The 22,742-nt window shown below is 66.9% G+C and carries 20 protein-coding genes and 1 pseudogene; 12 read left to right on the top strand and 9 right to left on the bottom strand.

Annotation, left to right across the window (positions count from 1 at the left end):
* Positions 1-15 precede the first annotated feature (15 nt).
* The 4 genes from HUN08_RS17865 to HUN08_RS17850 form a co-directional block, all read right to left on the bottom strand.
* On the bottom strand, positions 16-810 hold the full coding sequence (locus HUN08_RS17865) for a family 1 encapsulin nanocompartment shell protein (protein ID WP_124246200.1): 795 nt from the start codon (positions 808-810) through the stop codon (positions 16-18).
* Positions 811-851: 41 nt separating this feature from the next.
* Positions 852-1,874 (bottom strand): Dyp-type peroxidase, encoded by a 1,023-nt coding sequence (locus HUN08_RS17860; protein ID WP_124246201.1) that lies wholly within the window; start codon positions 1,872-1,874, stop codon positions 852-854.
* 108 nt (positions 1,875-1,982) lie between these two features.
* Positions 1,983-2,435, bottom strand: a complete 453-nt coding sequence (locus HUN08_RS17855; protein WP_124246202.1) for a hypothetical protein — start codon at positions 2,433-2,435, stop codon at positions 1,983-1,985.
* Positions 2,436-2,490: 55 nt separating this feature from the next.
* The gene (locus tag HUN08_RS17850; protein WP_124246203.1) at positions 2,491-4,164 is read right to left on the bottom strand and encodes an FAD-binding dehydrogenase; all 1,674 of its coding nucleotides are present in this window, start codon (positions 4,162-4,164) and stop codon (positions 2,491-2,493) included.
* Between the two features lie 81 nt (positions 4,165-4,245).
* Between HUN08_RS17850 and HUN08_RS17845 the strand changes: the two genes are divergently transcribed.
* Complete coding sequence (locus HUN08_RS17845) at positions 4,246-5,310, top strand: alpha/beta hydrolase (protein WP_124246204.1); 1,065 nt, start codon at positions 4,246-4,248, stop codon at positions 5,308-5,310.
* 77 nt (positions 5,311-5,387) lie between these two features.
* On the opposite strand, the gene HUN08_RS17840 is transcribed toward HUN08_RS17845, so the two are convergent.
* The gene (locus HUN08_RS17840) at positions 5,388-6,230 is read right to left on the bottom strand and encodes a 3-hydroxybutyryl-CoA dehydrogenase (RefSeq protein ID WP_124246205.1); all 843 of its coding nucleotides are present in this window, start codon (positions 6,228-6,230) and stop codon (positions 5,388-5,390) included.
* 387 nt (positions 6,231-6,617) lie between these two features.
* On the opposite strand from HUN08_RS17840, the gene HUN08_RS17835 reads away from it, so the two are divergent.
* Together HUN08_RS17835 and HUN08_RS17830 are read left to right on the top strand one after the other, a co-directional pair.
* On the top strand, positions 6,618-7,637 hold the full coding sequence (locus tag HUN08_RS17835; protein WP_124246206.1) for an alpha/beta hydrolase family protein: 1,020 nt from the start codon (positions 6,618-6,620) through the stop codon (positions 7,635-7,637).
* Between the two features lie 204 nt (positions 7,638-7,841).
* Entirely contained in the window at positions 7,842-8,594 is a 753-nt protein-coding gene (locus tag HUN08_RS17830; RefSeq protein WP_124246207.1) for a TMEM165/GDT1 family protein, read from the top strand.
* 1 nt (position 8,595) lies between these two features.
* On the opposite strand, the gene HUN08_RS17825 is transcribed toward HUN08_RS17830, so the two are convergent.
* Both HUN08_RS17825 and HUN08_RS17820 read right to left on the bottom strand, forming a co-directional pair.
* On the bottom strand, positions 8,596-10,011 hold the full coding sequence (locus HUN08_RS17825; RefSeq protein WP_124246208.1) for a DUF3068 domain-containing protein: 1,416 nt from the start codon (positions 10,009-10,011) through the stop codon (positions 8,596-8,598).
* Positions 10,012-10,047: 36 nt separating this feature from the next.
* Positions 10,048-11,382, bottom strand: a complete 1,335-nt coding sequence (locus HUN08_RS17820) for an AarF/ABC1/UbiB kinase family protein (protein ID WP_124246278.1) — start codon at positions 11,380-11,382, stop codon at positions 10,048-10,050.
* Between the two features lie 116 nt (positions 11,383-11,498).
* Here HUN08_RS17820 and HUN08_RS17815 point away from each other — a divergent pair, with 116 nt between their 5' ends.
* Positions 11,499-12,326: an alpha/beta fold hydrolase gene (locus HUN08_RS17815; RefSeq protein ID WP_301546795.1), complete on the top strand. Its 828-nt coding sequence runs from the start codon at positions 11,499-11,501 to the stop codon at positions 12,324-12,326.
* A gap of 57 nt (positions 12,327-12,383) precedes the next feature.
* Here HUN08_RS17815 and HUN08_RS17810 read toward each other — a convergent pair.
* Positions 12,384-13,384 (bottom strand): annotated as a pseudogene (locus HUN08_RS17810) (IS481 family transposase).
* 354 nt (positions 13,385-13,738) lie between these two features.
* Here HUN08_RS17810 and nadB point away from each other — a divergent pair.
* The 6 genes from nadB (at position 13,739) to HUN08_RS17780 (ending at position 20,009) form a co-directional block, all read left to right on the top strand.
* Positions 13,739-15,454, top strand: coding sequence for an L-aspartate oxidase (gene nadB, locus HUN08_RS17805; RefSeq protein ID WP_124247537.1), 1,716 nt, complete (start codon positions 13,739-13,741; stop codon positions 15,452-15,454).
* A 62-nt stretch (positions 15,455-15,516) separates the two neighbouring features.
* Positions 15,517-16,218 carry a hypothetical protein gene (locus HUN08_RS17800; RefSeq protein ID WP_129624311.1) on the top strand — a complete coding sequence of 234 codons (702 nt, stop codon included), beginning with the start codon at positions 15,517-15,519 and terminating at the stop codon, positions 16,216-16,218.
* Positions 16,219-16,267: 49 nt separating this feature from the next.
* Positions 16,268-16,618, top strand: coding sequence for a metal-sensitive transcriptional regulator (locus tag HUN08_RS17795; protein WP_124247539.1), 351 nt, complete (start codon positions 16,268-16,270; stop codon positions 16,616-16,618).
* Between the two features lie 7 nt (positions 16,619-16,625).
* Positions 16,626-17,084: a nitroreductase family deazaflavin-dependent oxidoreductase gene (locus tag HUN08_RS17790; protein WP_124247540.1), complete on the top strand. Its 459-nt coding sequence runs from the start codon at positions 16,626-16,628 to the stop codon at positions 17,082-17,084.
* A gap of 50 nt (positions 17,085-17,134) precedes the next feature.
* Positions 17,135-18,625 (top strand): FAD-binding protein, encoded by a 1,491-nt coding sequence (locus tag HUN08_RS17785; protein ID WP_124247541.1) that lies wholly within the window; start codon positions 17,135-17,137, stop codon positions 18,623-18,625.
* Complete coding sequence (locus HUN08_RS17780) at positions 18,588-20,009, top strand: PE-PPE domain-containing protein (protein WP_124247542.1); 1,422 nt, start codon at positions 18,588-18,590, stop codon at positions 20,007-20,009. Before HUN08_RS17785 ends, HUN08_RS17780 begins: the two co-directional genes overlap by 38 nt.
* 83 nt (positions 20,010-20,092) lie before the next feature.
* On the opposite strand, the gene HUN08_RS17775 is transcribed toward HUN08_RS17780, so the two are convergent.
* Positions 20,093-20,416, bottom strand: coding sequence for a hypothetical protein (locus tag HUN08_RS17775; protein WP_124247543.1), 324 nt, complete (start codon positions 20,414-20,416; stop codon positions 20,093-20,095).
* Between the two features lie 210 nt (positions 20,417-20,626).
* Between HUN08_RS17775 and HUN08_RS17770 the strand changes: the two genes are divergently transcribed.
* Both HUN08_RS17770 and HUN08_RS17765 read left to right on the top strand, forming a co-directional pair.
* On the top strand, positions 20,627-21,004 hold the full coding sequence (locus HUN08_RS17770) for a hypothetical protein (RefSeq protein ID WP_124247544.1): 378 nt from the start codon (positions 20,627-20,629) through the stop codon (positions 21,002-21,004).
* A 366-nt stretch (positions 21,005-21,370) separates the two neighbouring features.
* On the top strand, positions 21,371-22,123 hold the full coding sequence (locus tag HUN08_RS17765; RefSeq protein ID WP_124247545.1) for a hypothetical protein: 753 nt from the start codon (positions 21,371-21,373) through the stop codon (positions 22,121-22,123).
* The last annotated feature ends 619 nt before the right edge of the window (positions 22,124-22,742 follow it).

Below are 22,742 nucleotides of genomic sequence, written 5' to 3'. Positions count from 1 at the left end.
TGCGGGAGGAGGCGCCTACCTCAGTGCGACGGCAGCCTCGGGGGTGTAGACGAGGAAGGTGAAGGACTCGATGAAGTACAGGTTCACCACGTCGGCGTCGTGCGAGTCGTAGCCGATCGACACGTCCTGGCCGAGCACCAGCTCGAAATCGCCGCCGCGCTGCGACACGACGTACGCGCCGGAGATCGCGGGCGCCCAGAAGATCTCGCCGTTGACCAGCTGGCGCTGCAGATGCTCGCGCACCGGATAGCCGTGGTCGGAGGTCTCGCTGATCGCGTTGTAGAGGTCGGCCGAGACCGCGACCGAATACGGGTGGTCGATCGACTCCATCTTCAGCGCGCTGAGCGCTTCGGCGAGCGCGGTGGGGTAGTCGGCGACGTTGTCGGGCAGCTTGATCGGTCCCAGCGCGTTCTTGGTCAGACCGTCGATCCCGGCCGCCGCGTAGCCCTCGAAGATGGCGCGGTCCTCGGCCAGGGCGAGTTCACGCGCCGCGTCGATGACGGGGTCCCAGTCGGAGTCCTTCGAACCGCGGTCGACGTCGTCGATGTCCGCGCGGTTCAGGGTGAACGGCACTTTGAGTTCGACGAGGGGTTGCGACTGGCGCAGCGAGGCCGAGATCTTCGCGTCGGGTGCGTCGATCTTCGTCAGGTGACCTGTATCGACCGAGGCGGTGGTCAACCCGAGCGGACCCGTCACGTCGACGAGGCGCCGCCCGGCCACGTTGCGCTTGAACGAGCGCGATGCCTCGGCTTCGATCTCCTCCCACGCCGCGTCGGAGATGGGGGCGAGGTGGCGGTGCAGGTTGTTCATGGTGTCCTCCTGAACGGGATGGGTCGATTGGTGCCGGGCGACTAGTGCAGTGAACCGATGCCGAGGGATCCGTCCGACGAGGTGATCGGTTGTGCCGGGGCAGCCTCGTCGTCGTCACCGTCGGTGCGCTCGATGACATCCGGCACCGGTGGCGGATCGTCGACGAACTCGACCGGCGGCACGTAGAACTGGCTACCGGTGACCGCGGTGGTGAAGTCGAGCAGCCGGTCGGTATTGCCGACGGGATCGCCGATGAACATGTTCTCCAGCATGCGCTCGGTGATCGCCGGCGACGAGGAGTAGGCGATGAAATAGGTTCCGCGCTCGCCCTCGGCCGAACCCCACGGCATGTTGTCGCGGAAGATCTGCAACTGATTGCCCTCGTCGTCGTAGACGACGTTGAGCGCGATGTGCGCGTTGGCCGGCTTGGCGTCGTCGGACATCTCGATGTTCTCCGACTTCGACCGGCCGATGGCATCCTCCTGCGCGTCGACGGCCAGCGCATTCCACTTGACCATGTCGGTGACGTAGCGCTGCACCGTCACATAGCTGCCGTCGGCCAGCGTGGGTGCCTCGTCGTAGCAGGTGATCGTTTCGACCGCCTGGGCTCCCGCGGGGTTCTCGGTGCCGTCGACGAAGCCGATGAGGTCGCGCATGTCGAAATAGCGGAACCCGTGTACCTCGTCGACAACCGTGACGTTGGCGCCGAAATCGCCCAGGACGATGGTGGCCAACTCGTAGCAGAGGTCGGTCGTGTCGGCCTTGAGGTGCAACAGGATGTCACCGGGGGTCGACGGGGCGGTGTGCTTGCCCTGCAACGCGATGAACGGGTGGAGCTCGGTGGGCCGTGGGCCGCTGAAGAGACGGTCCCATGCCTGCGAGCCGAACCCGATGATGCCGACGAGATTCGCCGCCGGCGCCCGAGAGGCAACCGACCGAACCCGGCCGGTGAATCCGGAGATGGCGTCGGAGACCTCGCTGAGGTCGGCGTCGGATGAGAGCGTCAGGACCAGGAAGAAGGCATGCTGATGCTTGCGGGTGAGGATGATCTGCGGCGTGGCCACGTCTTCCAAGGCTAGTGGAACAGGCCCCGGCGCGCCGTCGTCTGGGCAGAAGGGTGATGAGGGTTACCGGGCAGAAAGTCCCGGCTCGCCGCCCCGTCGCGTGACTGCTCAGGTCGGGTCGCCCGCGGCGATCTTCGCGGCGACCCCTTCCAGGGCGTCGCGGATCCCCGCGGCGTAGGCCGGGTCGGCGGCGCCCTCGAGTGCGAAGTCGAATTCGCGGCTCGTCTGGAGCCGGTCGGCCGCCTCGGTGAAGCGGCCCTGGCGCCGATACCCGTCGGCCAGGTTGAGGTGCAGCGAGGGGAGGAATCCGGCCACCGTCAAGGTCGGGTGGATCGCCTGGAGCTCGGCATCGGACACGTGGGCGACCTCGGCCAGCGCCGTCTCGTCCCAGGCCACCTCGGCGCCGAGATCGTCCTGCGCATCGGCGATGTAGTGCGCGGCGATGCACCGCGCGGCGTGGTCGTGCTCGTCGATCTCGGCCCACAGCGCGGTGAGCGCGGGTTTGCGTTCCTCCGGGGCGGCGGTGAGCGCGGCCCCCAGCTTGGCCATTAAGTCGTCCATGCCCCGCACGGTAGCGCCCGGGTCGGACAGTGGACTCGGCTCGGGCCGTACGACCTCAGGCCTGACGCGCCGCCGCCCGGCCGGCGGCCCGGCCGGAGAAGATGCAGCCGCCGAGGAAGGTGCCCTCGAGCGCGTTGTAGCCGTGGACCCCGCCGCCGCCGAAGCCGGCGACCTCACCGGCCGCATACAGTCCCGGGACGGGCGAGCCGCCGGCGCCGATCACCTGCGAATCCAGGTTCGTCTGGATGCCGCCGAGCGTCTTGCGGGTGAGGATGTTGAGGCGCACCGCGATCATCGGCCCGTGCTTCGGGTCGGTGAGCCGATGCGGCTTCGCGACGCGCACGATCTTGTCGCCGAGGTATTGACGCGCGTTGGTCACGGCCATGAGCTGGGCGTCTTTGGAGAATTTGTTGTCCAGCTGTGCGTCGCGCGCCGAGACCACCCGCTCGATCTGGGTCAGGTCGAGGGTCGGGCCGCGGCTGATCGCGTTCATCTTCGCGACGAGCCCGGCCAGCGTCGGCGCGGTGACGAAGTCCTCGCCGTGGTCGAGGAAGGCCTGGATTGGGCCCGGGGCACCCTTGGCCAGCCGGCTCTTCGCGGTGACCTTGAGGTCTTTCTCGGTGATATCCGGGTTCTGCTCCGAGCCGGAGAGCGCGAACTCCTTCTCGATGATCGACTGGGTCAGGATGAACCACGAATAGTCGTACCCGGTGGCGAGGATCGCCTTCATCGTCGAGTTCGTGTCGAATCCGGGGAAGTTCGGCGCCGCGAGCCTCTCGCCGTTCGCGTCGAGCCACAGCGACGACGGGCCGGGGATGATGCGGATGGCGTGGTCGGGCCAGATCGGGTCCCAGTTGTGGATCCCCTCGGTGTAGTGCCACATGCGGTCGCGGTTGACGAGATTGGCTCCCGCCGCCTCGGCGATGCCCAGCATGCGACCGTCGACGTAGGCGGGCACCCCGGCGATCATGTGCTCGGGCACCGGACCGAGCCGGTCCACCGGCCAGTTGGCGCGCACCAACTCGTGGTTGTGGCCGATGCCACCGGTGGTCACGATCGTCTGCGGCGCGCGGAACTCGAAGTCCCCCACCACCTCTCGCGACGATTCGACGCCCCGCTCGGTGTCACTGGGCGCCAGCACCGAGCCGCGCACCCCGACGACCGTCCCGGCGTCGACGACCAGGTCGTCGACGCGGTGGCGGAAGGCAAATTTGACGAGGCCGCGCCGCTCGGCGTCCAGCACGGGTTCGACGAATATGCGCGTCACCTCCGGCCCGGTTCCCCAGGTCAGGTGGAAGCGGGGGACGGAATTGCCGTGCCCGTCGGCGCTGCCGCCGCCGCGTTCGGCCCAGCCGACGATGGGGGTGATCCGCAGGCCCAGGTCGTGCAGATAGCCGCGCTTCTCCGTCGCGGCGAAGTGGACGTAGGCGCGCGCCCACTGGCGACCCCAGTAGTCCTCGTCGTCGCGGTCGAAGCCGGCCGACCCCATCCAATCGTTCAGCGCCAACTCTTCGGAATCGTGGATGCCGAGACGGCGCTGCTCCGGCGTGTCGACCATGAACAGTCCGCCCAACGACCAAAATGCTTGGCCGCCAAGGTTTTTCCGGTTCTCCTGGTCGACGACCAACACTTTCTTGCCAGCCTTCTGCAGCTCATACGTGGCGACGAGACCGGCGAGGCCGGACCCGACGACGATGGCGTCGGCGGCGAAATCCTGCGAGGAATCCATGTCCTCGACCATATCGCGGCACTGCCTCGAATTGCGATGGGCGCGACCCGGGATTTGCCGTAGTGCGGCAAGCTAGACGCCATGCGTCGAATACTGCGGAGCGGATGGTTGTGGTGGTTCGCGTCTCTCGTCGTGTTCCTCCTGGTGGCGGCACTGTTCGTCCTCCACGTCACCCCGACGCCGGGCGCGCTTCTCACGCGTCGGGTCTTCGACGACGGGGCGGTTGCCATGCGGGCGCGCAACGCGCAGTTCGCCGACCCGGCCGTCCGGGTCACTCGCGACGTCGGATACCTCCCGGTCGGGTCGCCGCTCGCCGGGAAATCGCCGAGCGACACCGAGTTCGACGTGTACCGCCCGCCGTCGCCGCAGCAGTCGAGCCCGCTCCCGGCGCCGACGATCGTGTGGATCCACGGCGGCGGATGGGTGTCGGGTGACAAGGCCGATCCGGCGCACTACTTGAGCCGCCTGGCCGGGGCCGGGTTCACCGTCGTGTCGCTGAACTATTCGCTCGCGCCCGAACGCCGCTACCCGTTGGCGATCGGGCAACTCAACGAGGCCCTGCGCTTCCTCGTCGCGCATGCCGGCGAATACGGCATCGACCCCGCCCGACTGGTGCTCGCCGGGGATTCGGCCGGCGCCAACCTCGCGTCGCAGCTGTCGGCGATCATCAGCAACCCAGCGTTCGCCGGGGAGGTCGGCGTCGTGCCGGCCCTCTCACCGTCGCAACTGCGCGGCGCACTGCTGAACTGCGGGGTGTACGACGCCTATGCGCTCAAACCCCAGGACCAGCCGCGCAGCACCGTGACCCGGTTGCTCAGCTGGGGCGTCGACAACACGCTCTGGGCCTATACCGGGCAGCGGCGGTCGCCGTCGTTGGGTCGGGACCAGATGTCGACGATCCGCCACCTGACCGCCACCTACCCGCCGACGTGGATCGGGGCGGGCAACGTCGACCCGCTGACCGCGACGCAAAGCGTGCCCTTCGCGTCCGCCTTGCGACAACGGGGGGTCGACGTCTCGACGCTGATCTACGACGCGAGCACTCCCGAGCAACTCGGCCACGAGTTCCAGTTCGAACTCGGCACGTCGGCCGGGCAGAGGGCGCTGAACGAGTCGATCGCCTTCGTTCGACGGGTCACGCGCTAGCGCCGGCTGCCCACTCGGTGCGTTTTGGGTGCCCACTCGGCGGTGTTGGGGTGCCCACTCGGGGTCGAGCGGCGGGATCAGTAGGTGTAGAAGCCCCGGCCGGTCTTGCGGCCCAGGTAGCCGGCATCGACCATGCGGCGCAGCAGCACCGGCGGGGCGTAGTGCGCCTCGCCGAACTCGGCGTAGAGCGACTCGGCGACCGCCAGGCAGATGTCGAGGCCGACGGTGTCGCACAGGCGCAGCGGGCCCATCGGGTGGCCACAGCCGCTGACCATGCCCTCGTCGATGTCCTCCGCACTGGCGAAGCCGGACTCGAACATGCGGATCGCGTGGGTGAGATACGGGATGAGCAGCGCGTTGACGATGAAGCCGGCCTGGTCCTTCGACTCGATCGTCTTCTTGCCGAGGTCGTCGCGGGCGTAGGCGGCGACCTTGTCGACGATGGCGCGGTCGGACTTGAGGGTGGTCACGATCTCGACCAGGGCCATGACCGGCACCGGGTTGAAGAAGTGCATGCCCAGCACGCGCTCGGGGTGCTTGGTGGCGTTGGCGATGCGGATGACCGGGATCGACGAGGTGTTGGTCGCCAGGATCGCGTCCGGCGAGACGATCTCGTCGAGCTTGGTGAAGTACTCGACCTTGAGTTCCTCGATCTCGGGCATCGCCTCGATGACCAGTTCGGAGTCGGCGAAGGTCGAGAGGTCGGCGGTGATCGTGATCCGGTCGAGGGCGGCCTTCGCGTCGTCCTCGCTCAGGCGGCCGGACTTGACCGCGCGGGCCAGGCTCTTCTCGATCCGCTGCTGGGCGGCCTCGATGGCCTCCTCGCGCTCGACCACGCGCACCGTCGAACCGGCGCGCGCCACGACCTCGGCGATTCCGGCGCCCATCGTGCCGCCGCCGATAACTCCGACCTTCTTCATTGTGCTGCTCCCTGCTGAGTCGATGGCCCCGGGATCGCCGGGGCCCTGCGTCGCGCTCAATCCAACCGCATGGGCGACCCGGCAGGAAGTGCGGGGTGGCACCGGGTGACATCTGGTGCCAATGTGCCCAGAGTTTCGTTGTGGCGAATCTGTGATCAGTCCGATGTGGGGCGCATATCCGCATGTCATACGGTGAGCGAGTGAACCGTTGTGTGCTCATCGGGCTCGTTGGGGGCCGCGAGCTTTTGCCCGCTCGTTATCGAGCCGTTACACTTGATTGCGATTGGAACCCTGTCTCATGACGCGGGTTCCGTTCCATTCCAGAAGACGAAGCAGCCCGGTTCATCCGTCAGGAACGCTGGCTGACCAATCAAAGGACTACAACGAATGTTGAACCGAGCAAGCTCGCGGCTCCTCGCTGGTGCCATGACGCTGATGGTCGGCGCGGGACTGGCTACCGCCGTCACCGCCCCGTCGGCTGAGGCCCGTGCGGCGACCGACCGCGTCTACTCGCCCGCCATGCACCGGAGCATCCCGGTGTATGTGGTGTCGGCCAATCGGCCGAACGCACCGACCATCTACCTGCTGGACGGTCTGCGCGCGCCGAACAACGACACCGGTTGGCTGATCAACACCGACGTCGCCCGCTTCATGCGCGGCAAGGGCGTCAACGTGGTCCTCCCCTTCGGCGGTGCCGGCAGCTTCTACACCAACTGGGAGAAGCGCGACCCGAAGCTGGGTCTGAACCGGTGGGAGACCTTCCTCACCCGTGAGCTCCCGCGCTACATGAAGTCCAAGTACCGCGCCGACGGTCGTCGCAACGCCATCGGCGGTCTGTCGATGTCGGGCACCTCGGCGCTGAACATCGCGTCGCGCCACCCGCGCATGTACAAGGCGGTTGCCTCCTACAGCGGCTACCCGACGGTGACCATGCCCGGCTTCACCCAGGGCATCCAGGTGTCGGTCGGTCAGGTCGGCGGTAACCCCAACAACATGTGGGGGGTCTACCCGGCCGGCGAGTGGTTCGCCAACGACCCGTTCCTCTCCGCGGGCAACCTCGCGGGTAAGTACGTGTACGTCTCGGCGGGTACCGGCATCACCAGCAAGTACGACAGCGCGATCAACCCGGGTAGCCCGAACTTCGACCCGACCCGCTTCGTCCAGATGGTTCCGCTGGAGACCGCCGCGTCGATCAGCAGCCAGATGTACATCGCCCGTCTGCGCACCCTGCCGGTCCACCTCACCACGCACATCTCGCCCGACGGCGGACACTGGTGGGACTACTGGCAGCGCCGCTTCAAGGAGTCCTGGTACTCCACCTACAAGCCCGCCTTCTTCGGCGGCCCGAGCCTCCAGCCCGCCGGTGCGGGTAACGGCAGCCTCGGCAGTACGGGTAGCGGCAGCTAATCCGACAGCTTGACTAAGACTCGGGGTCATCGGCGAGAGCCGGTGGCCCCGAGTCTTTTGTTGGCCATTCCCGCTCTCCTTTGACCGGTGTCCCCAGTCCTTGTTTAGGGGCCGCCGAAAGCACAGTTTTATGCCCCCTACCTGCGGAAATACGGCCAGCCCATCTGTTGCGCGCACTCAGTGGGGCGATCTAGCGTCGATCCCATGCTCTCTGCCCTGGTCCTGAGTTTCGGCGTGGTATTCGTCGCCGAACTGGGTGATCGTTCGCAGCTCATGGCGATGATGTTCGCGATGCGCTACCGGTCGTGGATGGTCATCGCCGCGATCACCACGGCGACAGCCGGAATCCACCTGTTCTCCGTCGCCGTCGGTCACTACCTCGGCGCGTCGATCCCCATGCATCTGACGTCGGTCGTGGCCGGTCTCGCGATGATCGTCTTCGGACTATGGACGATCCGCGGCGACACCGTCGACGGGGGTTTGGCAGGGCCGGCGCGTGTCGGGGCCTCGGCCTTCTTCGCCGTCACCAGCGTGTTCTTCCTGGCCGAGCTGGGCGACAAGACGATGTTCACGACGATCGCCCTGGCGACTGACAACAACTGGCTCGGGGTCTGGATCGGCTCGACCCTGGGCATGGTCGCCGCCGACGCGCTGGCGATCGTGCTCGGGTCCGCGGTGGTGCGCCACCTGCCGCCGAAGGTCATCAGTCGGGGTGCCGCGGCACTGTTCTTCGGATTCGCGGTGTGGCTGCTCTGGTCCGGCCTGGATGGCGCCAGCGCCGAACTCGTCTTCGTCACCGTCGTGATTGCCGGCGCGCTGCTGGTCGCCGGCGCGGTGGTGATTCGACGTGACCGCGCTCGACGTGACCGCGCTCCACGTGACCCCGCTCTACGTGACCGATCACCGTTGCCCGTCCAGCAGGCGCAGCCCGCCGAGCACGAGATTTCGCGACGCTGAGTCAGCTGTCGGTCGGTCGGATCGACGGATCGTTCTCGTCGGCCACGTACTGACCCTGCGCGTTGTAATGCCACGGCGAGTCGACCTCGCGCCACGCGGGTTCGGGCACCGTCGGATCGGTCGCGCCGTATCCGGGCGACCCGTACGGGGGTGCGGGTGGCTCGGTGGTCAGGACGGTCGTCGCCGCAGTCGCGGGAGCTTCGGCGGGTCCCTCGCCAACACCGGACCCGACGCCCGCGCCGACACCGGCACCGTCGACGGAGTGCCGCGACGGGGAGCCGCCGCCTCGTCCGGTGAGGAAGACCCCGCCGAGCCAGGCGAGCAGCAGGACGATCCCAGCGCCGCCGAGGATCAGCGGGAGCACATCCTGACCGAACCGCAGCTGGTTCAGGTACTTCTGCGCGCGTCCAGCCTGGGCCGACACGGTGTCGGGCGTCCACTGGAACGTCGCCTTCAACGAGGTCAGCGTGAAGTCGCGGACCGGCTTGGGCGTGTCCTCACTCTGGTCGGGCGACTTGAAGTACTGGTTCTGGTCCTCGCGCCCGTCGACGATCGTTCCGGTCTGCGGCTCCACCCACACGTGTCGGGTGGAGCTGGCGTACCGGTGCATCGAGATCTTGTCCCCCGGCTTCACCCCCTTGCCGGTGATCCCCCACCAGTGGGCCGGCATCGTGAGCATCGTGCCCAACGCGGCGTCGCCAGACGGCGTCTCAAGGGTGGAGAGGTCGGTCTCGGGCACCTCGGTGACGAAGTGGTAGGTCTTCACCCCGTTGATGACCTTCTCGTCGACGAACTTCACGCGGGTGTCCTCGCGGGTCGTGAGGTCGTAGTAGAGGTAGTCCCGCTTCTTGACGTTGAAGCCGAACTTGTACTGGAAGCCCTGGCGCTTGGCGACGACGGAAGCGTCGCTGACCTTGTCGCCGTCGGCGACCGCCTCGGTCTGGATCGAGTTGACCGCGCCGTTGGGCACCGACGTCTTCCGACTCACCGATACGCGGTCGATGCTCGCGGTCAGCAGGGCGTCGTTGCAGGTGCGCTCTTCGCCGGCCTTCGCCATCGCCGGGTCGACGACCTTGCCGTCCTTCTCCCGGATGTGGTCGATACGGACCGTCTGCGCCGACTGGATGGTGGCCTGGCGACGGTCGGAGGGCTCGATGATCCGCGACCGGCGCTGCTGGGTCAGATGGGCGCCGAAGGTCTTGGCGGTGCGCTCCTTGATCGAGCAGCGGTCGAAGAGCGTCGCCGGGAAGCGGTCGCCGGCCTGGCCCTCGGGTGCGACGGTGGTCGCCACGGTGGTGATGTCGAGGTCGAGCGGGACGACGCGCAGCTGCGGCACCAGGAACAGCTTGGTCCCGACGGCGGCGGTCAGGCACGCGAAGCCGAGGATGGCCAGCGCACCGAGGACGATTCGTCTCATGCGGACCAGCTTAACGGGATCACGCCCTGCGACGGCTCAGCCGTTGGTGGCGTTGTCGGCGCGACGGTCGCGCTCGGCCTCTTTCATGATCGACGCCATGTACCCGAAGATTTCCGGGTCGGCCATCGCCTTCCAGCGCGGGGCGAGCAGCTTGATGTACTTCTCCACGTAGAGCAGCTGTTTGCCGACGAGGACGAGTTCGCGCGGGAGCCGGGCGTCGTGGGCCTTCGCGACGGCGGCCATCTGCCGTCCCAGGTCGGTGTAGGACATCTCGCCGAGTTCGGTTCCGGTCAGCGGCATGGCGACCTGCTTGATGTCGGCACCGCCCTTGGCCGAGGATCCCGGTTTGTGAACGGCGCCGAGGAGGAAGATGGCGCGCCCGGCCGACTCGTAGTCCTTGCGGACGATCAGGTCGACGACGAGTTGGCGCAGGATGCGGCGCGTCCTGGGGGTGAAGCGGCCGACGATGCCGAAGTCGAGCAGGACCAGCTTCCCGTCGTCGTCGACGAGGACGTTGCCCGCGTGCAGGTCGCCGTGGAAGAGGCCGCCGTGGAAGGCGGATTCCAGCAGCGAGAGGAACAGGGTGCGGCACAGCTGCACGCCGTCGTGCCCGGCTGCGTTCACCGCATCGGCGTCGTCGATACGGGTCGCGTAGATGCGCTCCATGGTGAGGACGCGCTGCGTGGTGAAGTCGTCGTAGACGGTGGGCACGCGGACCTGGCTGCCGTATTTGCTGGGCTGGAGGCAGGCGTACCACTCGCGCATCGCGGCGGCCTCGTTGCGGAAGTCCAGCTCGTCGTCGAGACCGTTGGCGAAGTCCTCGACGATGTGGCGGGCCGAGAGCATGCGGCCGTATTCGCTGATCTCGACCAGGCCGGCGGCGCGTTCCAAGATCGCGACGTCGGGGGCGAGGGCCTGCGCGATCCCCGGACGCTGGATCTTGACGACGACGTCTTCGCCGGTGTGCAGCGTCGCGGTGTGGACCTGGGCGATGGACGCCGAGGCGATGGGCTCGGGGTCGAAGGCGGCGAACACCTCGTCGGGCTTGGCGCCGAACTCCTCGACGAACAGGTCGGTGATGGCCTTGGGGTCGGCCGGGGGCACGCGGTCGAGAAGCGACTCGAACTCGGCGGAGAGTTCCTCGGTGAAGACGCCGGGACTCGACGCGATGAGCTGGCCGAGTTTCACGTAGGTGGGACCGAGGTGCTCGAAGGTGGTGCGGACCTCGTGGGCGATGCTGCCGCGCGTCGGCAGGCGCAGGCGCAGCGCGTCGGTCGCGGTGTGGACGAGGAACCGTCCGACACCGGCCGCGGCGGCCGCCGCGGTGACACCGGCGCGGCCCACCTCGTTCAGCGGTGATACCGACGGCAGCGTGGCGCGACGTCGTGTCGGGACGGCGCGCTTGTTGTTCTTGCTGTTCGTAGTGCTCACCGGAGGTGATTCTACGAGGACTGATGCACCATTTCGAATCCCGTATGCTGCGCCACATGACTCCGGCATTCCAGTTCGCCGAGGTGCGCGGCGCGAAACTGGCCTACAACTCGACCGGCAAAGGCTCGCCGGTGGTGTGGGCACACGGCATGACGTCGGCCACCTACACCCAGGAACGAGCCGGGAACTTCGATTGGCGCCCGGTCTCTGCGGAGCACCGTCTGATCCGCTACGACGCGCGCGGCCACGGGCGTTCGACGGGTGGCACGGATCCCGTCGAGTACACCTGGCCGGAACTCGGCAAGGATCTGCTCGGCCTGCTCGACGCGGTGAGGCCGCCGCTCTCGCCGGGTCTCGATACACCGCACTCGACCAGCGCGCAGAAGGTCGGCGCGATCGGGTCGTCGATGGGCACGGCGTCGATCCTGTATGCCGCGCTGGACCGGCCCGAGCGGTTCTCCCGGCTGGTGCTGACCACCCCGCCCACCTGCTGGGAGACGCGTCCGGCCGCCAACGGGATGCGGCTGGGCTCGGCGCAACTGGTGCAGGACAAGGGGGTGGCCGCACTCGAGGCGTTGAGCGTCGACGCGCCCGCCTCCCCGGCGCTGGTCGACGCGAAGCGGTATATCAATCCGATCCGGGTCTCGGCGCGACGACTGCCCGCAGTGTTCCGCGGCTCGGCGCAGACCGATTTCCCGCCGCGGGAGAAGTTGGCCGGCCTGGCGCTGCCGGTGCTGGTCATGAGCTGGACCGGCGACGGTACGCACCCGGTGTCGTCGGGTGAAGCCCTGGCGGCCGCGTTGCCCAACGCCGAGCTCGTCGTCGCCAACACCCCCGCCGAACTCGCGACCTGGGGCGACCGCGCCGCCGCCTTTCTCCGCTGACTTTGCCTGGTCTCGATACACCTTCTCGGCTCGCCTGGTCTCGATACACCGACTCGCCTAGCTGTACTTCCCTGTGAGGTTGTGAACGCGGGCTGAGGGGACTTGGCCGTCGATGCCGGTGTGGGGTCGGTGGTGATTGTAGTGGTGTAGCCAGGCGGTGTAGGCGGCGTCGCGTTCGGTTTCGTTGGCGTAGGGCCGGGCGTAGGCCCATTCGGCGGCCAGGGTGCGGTTGAATCGTTCGACTTTCCCGTTGGTTTGCGGTCGATACGGGCGGGTCCACTTGTGCTTGATCGTGGGTCCCAGGGCGTCGGCGAAGGCGTGGGAGCGGTAGCAGGCACCGTTGTCGGTCATCACCGCGGTGACCGTGACGCCGATACCTGCGAAGAACTCGCTGGCCCGTAACCAGAACCCTGCGGCGGTCTCTTTACGTTCGTCGTCGAGGATCTCGGAATAGGCGACCGCGAGTAGTCGTCGACGGCGTGATGCAGATAGCGGTAGCCGCGCGAGCTTTTCGCCCCCGCGCGGCAGGCTCTTTCCCGGGCGGTGTCTGCGGCCCGGTCTTGTATCGAGCCTCGGCCATGGGCGCGCCAACCACCGCCATCGGGGATTCGACCTTGCTTCTTGATGTCGATGTGCACCAGCCGCCCGGGCCGGTCGACTTCGTATCGGACCGGGGCCGGGCGGCGCACCGGGAGTCCGGTGGCTTGATCGAGATGGGCCAGCAACGGCATGCGGTACCGCTTGAGGACCTGCTCGACGGTCGATCTGTTCAGGCCCAGGTGATAGGCGATCCGATGTGGCCCCCACCGGCGGGTGAACCGCAGACCGATGATTCGTTGTTCGACCTTGCGTGCCAGCCGCCGCGGTGAGGACTGGGGTCGGGAGCTGCGATCGGTCAACGGCAACCCCGCCCGGTAGCGGTCAGACCAGCGTTTGGCCGTTGCCGGTGAGCACTGAAACCGTTCAGCAGCACGCCGCAACGACCACCCCTGATCAACAACCAGCACAGCCAGACGTCGACGGCCCGTAGGAGTCAGAGGTGCATTAGCGTGGGTCATGAAGACCTCCGTGGCGAGATGGTGAGTGTGGTAACCCACATCCTGCCCGGAGGTCTTCGCCTCACCTCACCCGTTCACAACGTGTCGGGGAAGTACACCTAGCGGCTCGCCGGCACTCGACCACCGTCTGCGGCACTCGACCAACGCGTCTAGCGCGGTCTCGATACACCGACTCGGCTAGCGCCTCGCCGGCACTCGACCACCATCTACGGCACTCGACCACCCACATGCGCCGAGTGGGCACCCAAACCCTGCCGAGTGGGCACCTCAAGCACACCGAGTGGGCACCGCGGCTATCGCGCGCGGAGGAGTAGAGTTTTCGATTAACAGTCGAAAACTTCGAGAGGGGCGATCATGGCAGTCATCGCCGAAGTGCCCACCCGGGCCGATCTGGTCATCGTCGGCGCCGGGGTGGCGGGGTTGACCGCTGCCCTGCGCGCCGCGCGCGGTGGTTTGAGCGTCGTCGTCCTGAACAAGGGTGCCGGTGCCGATTCCGGTGCGGCCGAACGCCCGTCGTCGACCTTCTACGCGCAAGGCGGGATCGCCGTCGTCCTCCCCGACAACGCGGAGGACTCGATCGGGCTCCACGTCGCCGACACCTTGGCGGCCGGCGCCGGACTGGTGGTGCCGGAGCCGACCGAACTCATCGTCGCCGACGGATGGGATGCGGTGTCGGCGCTCATCGACGACGGTGCCGAGTTCGACCGTGACGCCGATGGTCGGCTGCTGCGCACCCGCGAGGGCGGGCACAGCGTGCGGCGGATCATCCACGCCGGTGGAGATGCCACGGGTGCGCACGTCCAGCGCAGCCTGGAACGGGCGACCACGGCCGCCATCGCCGAGGGGTGCGACATCCGGTGCGTCGACCATGCGATGGCGACGCAGATTCTGCAGTCGGCGGAAGGGGAGGTCACCGGCGTGACCTACCTCGTCGACGACGGGGAGTCGACGGGCAACGGCACGATCACCGCCCCGACCGTGCTCGTCGCCACCGGGGGCGCGGGGCATCTGTATGCGGCGACGACCAATCCGGGCGGCGCGACCGGCGACGGCATCGCGCTGGCACTGCGCGCGGGCGCGCAGGTGGCCGACCTCGAGTTCATCCAATTCCACCCGACGATGCTGTACGTCCCGGGTGCCCGTGGCCGGCGTTCACTGGTGAGCGAGGCGCTGCGCGGCGAGGGTGCGCGGCTGGTCGACGCCGAGGGGAACTCGGTCACCGAGGGCGTCCACCCGATGGGCGATCTGGCGCCGCGCGACGTGGTGGCCCGCGCGGTGGAGGCGGCCATCGAGCGCACCGGCGCCGATTGTGCCTACCTCGATATCAGCGGCATGCCCGATTTCGCGACCCGTTTCCCGACCGTGCGGGCGGGCATCGAGGCGGCCGGGGTCGACATCTCCGACGGGCGCATCCCGATCGTCCCGGGCGCGCACTACCTGTGTGGCGGCGTGGTCACCGACGAGCACGCCAACACCACCGTCACGGGGTTGCTGGCCGCCGGCGAGGTCGCGCGCACCGGGCTGCACGGTGCCAACCGGCTCGCGTCGAACAGTCTTCTCGAGGGCCTCGTCATGGGCGGGCGCGCCGCGGCGGAGGCGATCCGGCGAGCGGCTCCCAAACCCGGCACTTCGCGACAAACCCCACAGGATTCACGTGTCGGGTCTGTCGCAAACCGCGGGGTTTCGAGCCAGCTGTCCCCTCGTCGCGACCACTCGACTCGAGCGAGAGTCCTCCCGCGCACCGAACTGCAGAACCTGATGAGCCACGAGGTCGCGTTGCAACGCGACGACGAGGGGTTGCGTGCGACCTTGGCCGCGCTGGCGGCCGCTCCCATCCGCGAGCTACGCGGCCGCGCCGACTACGAGGACGCGGCCCTCACCCTGGTCGCGGCGGCGGTGACGAGTGCGGCGCTGGGGCGCACCGAATCGCGCGGTGCACATCATCGGGCGGATCACCCGGAGACGGATGCCGCGCAGGCCCGCTCGGTCGGCCTGCGGATGGCCGGCGACGCGGACGACCTTCGCTTCGAGCGCGACGGGGAACCGGTCGAGCGCAGTCTCGCCCTGTAAAACACGGTCTCGCTCTCGCGGTCGATCCCGACTACCCTCGCAGAGGATCGGCGGGGCTAAGGATGGGTGAGATGACGGGTGCGTGCTGGTCGACGGCGGTCAGTACCGAATCGGAGCGCGTCGCCTTGGGCCTCGGTCCCGGTGCGAACTGGATCGTGACGTGCCGCCTCTCCGACGGCCACATGGGCGAGCACGCGACTGACGGCGGCTCCGGACAATTCGGCCTGCGCCGCAATTGGCTGTTCTGGGACAACTCGTCGTCGGGGCGCCATCGCGTCGTCGGCGGTGATCCGTGCCCGATGCGCAACGCCTCCGGGGTCGGCTGCGGTCTCTTCGCCGGTCACGGCGGCCTGCACTTCTATGCGGCCCCGGAGTCGGTGCCGTCGGCGGCCACCGGTCGGCCGGGAACCGGGCCGGCCGTGCGACGCGCGGTGAACGGCGTACACCTGACCCATGCACCCGTCGTCGACGTCTCGAGCGTCGACGACCCCGGCATCGTCGACGCCGCGATCGTCGACGTGTCCGTCGTCGAGACCCGCGGCACGGACGGGCCCACGGCCGCGCCGGCACCCGAGCCGCCGCCGGCCGCACCCGAGCCCCGTAGGGTGGCCGAGTCCGCCAGGCCGAGCGCCCAGGCCCAGGCCCCCGCATCGGCTGGCGGCCTGCGGGGTTTGGACGAGTCCGATCCGGTGGTGGTGGCACTGGTGGACCTCTCGGCGGCGCTCGAGAACTTGGCGATCGCGCTTCGCCAGCGGCCGCAGTGACCAATCGGCGATACCATAGGGGGGTATCGCCGACGGCGACAGGAGAATCATGACCAGCCAACCGACCACCGAGCCCGTCAGTGCCGACCCGGCCGACTGCACGTGCGACGGCGACGCTCACCATCACGGGTACATCGCCGAGAAGGATCTGTACCTCAAGCGGCTGCGCCGTATCGAGGGGCAGGCGCGCGGATTGCAGCGCATGGTCGACGAGGAGGCCTACTGCATCGACATCCTGACGCAGGTCTCGGCGATGACCAAGGCGCTCCAGTCGGTCAGCCTGGGTCTGCTGAACGACCATATGAACCACTGCGTGCTCGACGCCGCGACCAAGGGCGGCGACGGGGCGCAGGAGAAGATCGACGAGGCGATGCAGGCGATCGCGCGCTTCGTGAAGTAGGCGGCCGATGCCGATTACCGACGGACTCTTCGCCCGCCTCCTGCAGAACCGACGATTCGTGCGGGCGCCGATCGCCGCGTATCGCCACGGGTTCGGATGGTTGTTCGGCTCGCGGATGCTGCTGCTGGAGCACACCGGTCGGAAGTCGGGACTGCCGCGCTACGTCTGCCTGGAGGTCGTGGAGCGGCCCGCGGCAGATCGCATCGTGATTGTGAGCGGCTTCGGCGAAAAGGCGCAGTGGTACCAGAACCTGCGGCGACATCCCGACTGCCACGTCAGCATCGGTGGTCGGCGCGACATCCCGGCGCGTGCGCGAATGATGTCCGACGACGAGTCGGGCGCGGCGTTGCAGGACTATCAGCGCGCGCACCCGCAGGCGTGGAAACGGCTGCGCGGTGCGATCGAGGCAGCCGTCGGCGCGAGCGTCGACACGCTGCCGATGGTGGAGTTGACGCTGCGAAGCTGACCGCGAAGAAAACTGAAACACGTTCTAGTTCGTGCAGTATCCTGGCGGTCATGAGCATCGCCGAAGCCAAGGGCACCGCCCTCCCCGAGGTCATCGACGCCTCGAGCATCACCGAGTACACCGACGACGTCGACGTGCTCGTCGTCGGATTCGGCATCGGCGGGGGTTGCGCGGCGGTCGACGCGGCGCGGGCGGGCGCCAGGGTGCTCGTCCTCGAGCGCAGCGCCGACGCCGGCGGGACGACGCGAATGGCCGGCGGGCACTTCTACCTCGGCGGCGGGACCGCCGTGCAGCAGGCGACCGGGCACGCCGACAGCGCCGAGGAGATGGAGAAGTACATCACCGCCGTCTCGCCCGATCCGGAGCCGGAGAAGATCCACGCCTACTGCACCGACAGTGTCGAGCACTTCGACTGGCTCGAGGGACTGGGTCTGCACTTCGAGCGCTCCTACTTCCCCGGCAAGGCCGTCATCCAGCCCAACACCGAGGGCCTGATGTTCACCGGCAACGAGAAGGTGTGGCCGTTCAAGAACATGGCCGTCCCCGCACCGCGCGGACACAAGGTGCCCAAGCCCGGCGACACCGGCGGCGCATCGATGGTTATCGATCTCCTGCAAGAGGAACTGAAGCGCCTCGACGTTGAGGTCCGCTACGAGACCGGTGCGCGCAATCTCGTCGTCGACGGCGACGGGCATGTCGTCGGCGTGCGATGGAAGACCACCGATGGCGAGGGGTATATCCGGGCCAAGGCCGTCGTCATCGCGGCGGGTGGATTCGTGATGAATCCGGAGATGGTCGCGGAACACGTGCCGCAGATGGCCGAGAAGCCCTTCGTCCTCGGCAGCACCTACGACGACGGGCTGGGCATCCGGATGGGCGCGTCGGTCGGCGCGCGCCTCAAGCACATGGACTCCGCCTTCGTCACGGCGCCGGTGTACCCGCCGTCGATCCTGCTGACCGGGATCATCGTCAACAAGAACGGCGAGCGCTTCGTCACCGAGGACAGCTATCACTCGCGCACGTCGGGGTTCGTCATGGACCAGCCGGATTCGGCGGCCTTCCTCATCGTCGACGAGGAGCACATGCAGCGCCCGGATATGCCGCTGTGCCCGTTCATCGACGGGTGGGAGACGGTCGAGGAGATGGAGGCGGCGCTCGGGATCCCGGCCGGGAAGCTGGTGGCGACGCTGAATCGGTACAACGAGAACGCCGCGAAGGGCGAGGACCCCGACTTCCACAAGAGTGCGGAGTTCCTGGCGCCACAGGACCACGGGCCGTGGGCGGCCTTCGACATGAGCCTGGGCAAGGCGATGTACGCCGGGTTCACCATCGGCGGAATGGCGACGAGCGTCGACGGGGAGGTGCTCGACGACGACGGTCGGCCGATCGTCGGGCTGTACGCCGCCGGGGCGTGCGCGGCGAACCTGGCCCAGGACGGCAAGGGCTACGCCAGTGGTACCCAGCTGGGTGAAGGCTCCTATTTCGGGCGACGCGCGGGCCGGCATGCTGCCGCGTCGGTGCGTGCCGCTGCGACTTCCTAGTTGCCCGCTATTCCTCGGGTCCGCCTGCATACACTGCGCATGTGCGAACTCGAATGACCCGATGGCGTGGTGTCGCGGCGGCGACCTGCGCGACCCTGCTTCTCGTCGCGCCTGCTGCGGCCCACGCAGAGCGACCAGGTTTCTTGCCGGCGTGGCAGCCCGGCTCGAAAGTCTTGATCCTCCCCGGCACCGGCGACCCGGCCGGCGAGGACCAGGTCGGGCGCACCGTCGAGGTGGGTTGGTTCGACGACGAGAACGGCAACCGTCTGCCGTACGAAGTGGTTCCGTATCCGGCCGCCTTCGGTGCGCGGGCGTTCGGGGTCCTGATCCCGATTGTCGGGAGGGGACGTACAACGAATCGGCCGCCATCGGCACGGCGAATATGGTCGCCGCGGCGCAGAACACCCCCGGAAAGGTCATTCTCGACGGCTTCTCGCAGAGTGCTTCGCCGGTGATGAGTGCGGCCTACCTGTTGCACACCTTGCATGTGAAGGACGATTCCGACGTGCAGGTCGTCGTCGCCGCCGACCCGCGGTTCCCGCACACCGGCGCCGAAGTGCAGATGCCCAGTTTCATCACCGGTCTGTATACGAACGGCGAGCGCGATCCCTATGACACCGGCGACATCGGGGTGACGTCGATCTGCATCATCGGCGATACGACCTGCGGCATGGCCAATCCGCTGGCCCGCCCGATCAGCTTCCTCGTCTACTTCCTCCCCGGCTTCTACATCCACGCCAACATGTACGACGACGCCGGCAAGTTCGCGGTCGTCAGCGAACAGACCGTGGGAAACACCAAGTACGTGATCCTCGACGGCGGCAATCCGTACGGGATGATGCTGCGTGACCTGGGCATCCCGGTGCCCAAGGAATTCGACGAGGTGATGAACACGCTGGTGCCGCGGCAGATGCCGGGTCAGGCGAGCACCCTGTTCGGCCATGACGTACCCACTCCGCGCGAGGTGCAGGTCGCGCTCTACCACGCGCTCGGCCTCAAGGTGCCGGTCACCGATCCGGATGTCGTGAACAAGCCGGGGAACGTGTCCGCTGGCGGGGCGAATGTCGCCACTGTGCCCGTGCCAAGTGAGGCACCGCAGGTGACGTCGGCGCCGTTGTCGGCACCGCCGGTGCTGGCACCCGCGCCAGCGCCACCCGCTTTGGCTCCCGAGGCCGTGTCCGTGCCCGACCGGCCAAGTGTGGGACGGACCGAGTGGTCGACGCCGACGCCAGCACCGCCCGCGATCACATCGCCTGTATCGCCGGTTCCCGGATCTGTGACCCCGTCGGCTCCCGCACCGGCTTCCCCGCCGGCTCCACTGTTACCGAATCCACCGTCGCAAGGGGAGATGTCTTTCCCGCAGGTTGTGCCCCGACCGGGATGAGTGGAATCGGTCCGTCCGCACCGTTGGGCACTCCGAACCTTCAGCCCGCACCGGGAGCGGGTCCGGTATCGGCGGGGCAGTAGTCAGTCGGTTCGCAGATTCAACGACGAACCCGCGCGCTTGACCGTCTTAACGGTGTGCGTCTCGGTTGTCGTGTAGGAGGCCGCGGTGGAGTGGAACCGGCCAGAGTGCTCGTTGAGCTGTCCGGTGATGTGAGTACCAGCCGTGCGAATAGCCTCGAGTCGGCTTCGCATGGCTTCTGCCGACGCGCCGATCCAACCCGAGTCGACGGCGCTCTCGATCCCCGAGCAAGCTGACCGCATGACTTCGTGTGTCTCGATGTGCATGGTGTTGCACTTATGGCCGGAATGATGCAGCGAATCAGTATTTGCGGAGAAATCGGTCATTTTGACTCCTTGCGACAGTAGTCGGGTCTCGAATAACCGCGACTATAGCCACTTGAATAGCAATCAAGTAAGCCATCACGGCCGGTTCGGACGATATGTCAGATTTGCCCTAAACCCCAGGTCAGACACTTGATCGACATTCTGGCGCACGCATTCGAAGGCCGTTAGACTCGCCGCGAACTGTCTACCGACTGGGCGAGGGGGTGCCTGATGACCGACCTGATCTCTGTCGGTTCGATCAAGAAGTGGGATCCGGGCACGATCGCCGACGTGTTCGGCATATCTAAGAACGTCGCCGATCACTCGATGAGTACCTCGAACCAACTCAAGAGCCTCGGCGCCTTTGAGCAATGGTCGGGGCCAGCGGCGGATGAGGCAAGGGATTCGGTGCATCGCACCCGCCGTGATCTGGACCGGTTGACCGAACACGCGGAGAAGGTTGCCGAGGCTGCGCGGACGGCCGAAGCCGATGTGATTCAGGTCAAGGCCGAACTCAAGAAGCTGTTGGACAAGGCCGCCAGTGAAGGGTTCGAAATCGATGACAACTCCCGCACATCAAGGGCGTCCGGGCGGCCGGTGTTGGCGTAGGCGCCCTATTTGGGATCGTCAACGTCTTCGCTGACCACAACGAAGGGGACACCTGGACCGAAGCCGCGACGCGAGAAGGAGTAGGAACCGTAACAGGAACGGCCGCCGATGGTGCCGTGGCTGCGGTTGTCGAGTCTGTTGTGGGCGGTGGTGCTGAAGCCGCAGCGACCACAGCGACCGCTGGAGTGGCCGCAGGCGCCCTTGAGGGCGTTGCCGATGGGGCAGCTATCGGTTCGTTCATCCCGATTCCAGGCGTGGGCACTGTCGCAGGCGCGGTCGTTGGTGCCGCAGTGGGCGCTGGAGTCGCCTACTTCGCCTCAAAGGGTGTGGAGAAGCTCTGGGACTGGTCCGGATGGTGAGACCATCGTGAACCAGGTCGTGAAATATGTTTGGTGCCGATACACGGACTACGTCCGAGTTCGCCGGGTCTTCTTGGCTGCGATCGTCATCGGCGTCGGGGTCATCGCGCTGGGGCTGTACCTAGGTGATCCGATGGCAGTGGTATTCGGGGTGGCTATCTTGCTTCTGCCTCTTCCGCTTTGGTTGCCGCCGCGCACCAAGATTAAGATCGTGGGTCCAGAGGTCAGGTTGTTCCGACAACCCTTATGGCGAAATGTCCTATGGTGGGTACCGTTCATTCTCGTCATATTCGCGGTAGTCGCGATTGCTCAGTTAGCAATTCTCCATGACGAGAATCCACGCCTAGCATATATCGCAATAGTCGCGATCCCGGGTGCAGGATACCTGGCACGCTATGCGTACAAGCGGCGGGGTCCGCTGGCGATCTCCGCCACGTATATTCAATTCGGCAACGGGGTGAGATTCGATTTCCCTGTGTCAAAATTCGCGGTCTCAGCCAATGAAAAGGGCGTGCCGCTGATAGTCTTCTCGAGTTCTGCTGAACCAGCGCGATTTGCCAGTATCGTTCCGTTCAGCCTGAACCAGGATCCGAATACGTTGATGTCGGTCATAGTTCAGCTACAAAGATGGTGCACCGATGGTGCTGCGGTGTCTCCCGAGGAGATCGAGGCGATGCTCAGTGTCTCGTTGCCGGACCCACTTCCAGCGCTCGGTGAGAAGCTCGAAGTATTGGCGCCGTTGCCAGATCGAGAATTGTAGTGAAGGCGGAACACCGAGCCTGCGGACCGCTCGTTTCAATTGCGCTCACAGCACACCTCTTAAAGGGCGGGAGCGCATTGCCAGAAATGCTAAGACGCGTGGCTAACGTGTCCGTACGCGACCGTAACATTACGGAGGGCGGCGAGTCGTGGTGACTGGACCAGATGTTCTGCTGTGGACCAACTATTCGGACTTCAAGGCGTCTCGAGAGTTTGGGTGGCAGCTTCCTGCAATCGCGGTACTAGGAGTAGGTCTGGGGATAAAGCTCCGTGACCCATATGCGATTGTCGGGATGGGGTCGATTGGATTGATCCCGCTTCCTGGATGGTTGAAACCGCGTAGAAAGGTGAAGGTCACTCAGGATGAGGTTAGGATCTCGCGACCACCGTTCTGGAGCCATGGACTTCTCTGGTTTCCGATAGTGCTGACGATAATGACCGGAGCGATAGTCGGTGAAGCACTTATGGGAGAGTTAGGTCCTCGGCTACTCTTTGTTCTCGTGGTTGGGCCACCACTGATCGTGGCGCTTCTGGTTCAGGCGTACCGGAATCGGGGTCCATTGGCGATCTCGGATTCCTACGTCCGTCTAGGACGCGGCCCGCAATTTGAACTGGGAGAA

This window comes from Gordonia sp. X0973, from assembly GCF_013348785.1.
Classification (GTDB): Bacteria; Actinomycetota; Actinomycetes; order Mycobacteriales; family Mycobacteriaceae; genus Gordonia.
Note: the sequence above shows the minus strand (reverse complement) of the source record. Positions and strands in the feature narration are given on the sequence as shown.

Excerpts from the sequence above, each read along its gene's own strand:
- HUN08_RS17865 (WP_124246200.1), bottom strand. The coding sequence starts at position 810 with ATGAACAACCTGCACCGCCACCTCGCCCCCATCTCCGACGCGGCGTGG.
- HUN08_RS17855 (WP_124246202.1), bottom strand. The coding sequence starts at position 2,435 with ATGGACGACTTAATGGCCAAGCTGGGGGCCGCGCTCACCGCCGCCCCG.
- HUN08_RS17850 (WP_124246203.1), bottom strand. The coding sequence starts at position 4,164 with ATGGATTCCTCGCAGGATTTCGCCGCCGACGCCATCGTCGTCGGGTCC.
- HUN08_RS17845 (WP_124246204.1), top strand. The coding sequence starts at position 4,246 with ATGCGTCGAATACTGCGGAGCGGATGGTTGTGGTGGTTCGCGTCTCTC.
- HUN08_RS17840 (WP_124246205.1), bottom strand. The coding sequence starts at position 6,230 with ATGAAGAAGGTCGGAGTTATCGGCGGCGGCACGATGGGCGCCGGAATC.
- HUN08_RS17835 (WP_124246206.1), top strand. The coding sequence starts at position 6,618 with ATGTTGAACCGAGCAAGCTCGCGGCTCCTCGCTGGTGCCATGACGCTG.
- HUN08_RS17830 (WP_124246207.1), top strand. The coding sequence starts at position 7,842 with ATGCTCTCTGCCCTGGTCCTGAGTTTCGGCGTGGTATTCGTCGCCGAA.
- HUN08_RS17825 (WP_124246208.1), bottom strand. The coding sequence starts at position 10,011 with ATGAGACGAATCGTCCTCGGTGCGCTGGCCATCCTCGGCTTCGCGTGC.
- HUN08_RS17815 (WP_301546795.1), top strand. The coding sequence starts at position 11,499 with ATGACTCCGGCATTCCAGTTCGCCGAGGTGCGCGGCGCGAAACTGGCC.
- nadB (WP_124247537.1), top strand. The coding sequence starts at position 13,739 with ATGGCAGTCATCGCCGAAGTGCCCACCCGGGCCGATCTGGTCATCGTC.
- HUN08_RS17800 (WP_129624311.1), top strand. The coding sequence starts at position 15,517 with ATGGGTGAGATGACGGGTGCGTGCTGGTCGACGGCGGTCAGTACCGAA.
- HUN08_RS17795 (WP_124247539.1), top strand. The coding sequence starts at position 16,268 with ATGACCAGCCAACCGACCACCGAGCCCGTCAGTGCCGACCCGGCCGAC.
- HUN08_RS17790 (WP_124247540.1), top strand. The coding sequence starts at position 16,626 with ATGCCGATTACCGACGGACTCTTCGCCCGCCTCCTGCAGAACCGACGA.
- HUN08_RS17785 (WP_124247541.1), top strand. The coding sequence starts at position 17,135 with ATGAGCATCGCCGAAGCCAAGGGCACCGCCCTCCCCGAGGTCATCGAC.
- HUN08_RS17780 (WP_124247542.1), top strand. The coding sequence starts at position 18,588 with ATGCTGCCGCGTCGGTGCGTGCCGCTGCGACTTCCTAGTTGCCCGCTA.
- HUN08_RS17775 (WP_124247543.1), bottom strand. The coding sequence starts at position 20,416 with ATGACCGATTTCTCCGCAAATACTGATTCGCTGCATCATTCCGGCCAT.
- HUN08_RS17770 (WP_124247544.1), top strand. The coding sequence starts at position 20,627 with ATGACCGACCTGATCTCTGTCGGTTCGATCAAGAAGTGGGATCCGGGC.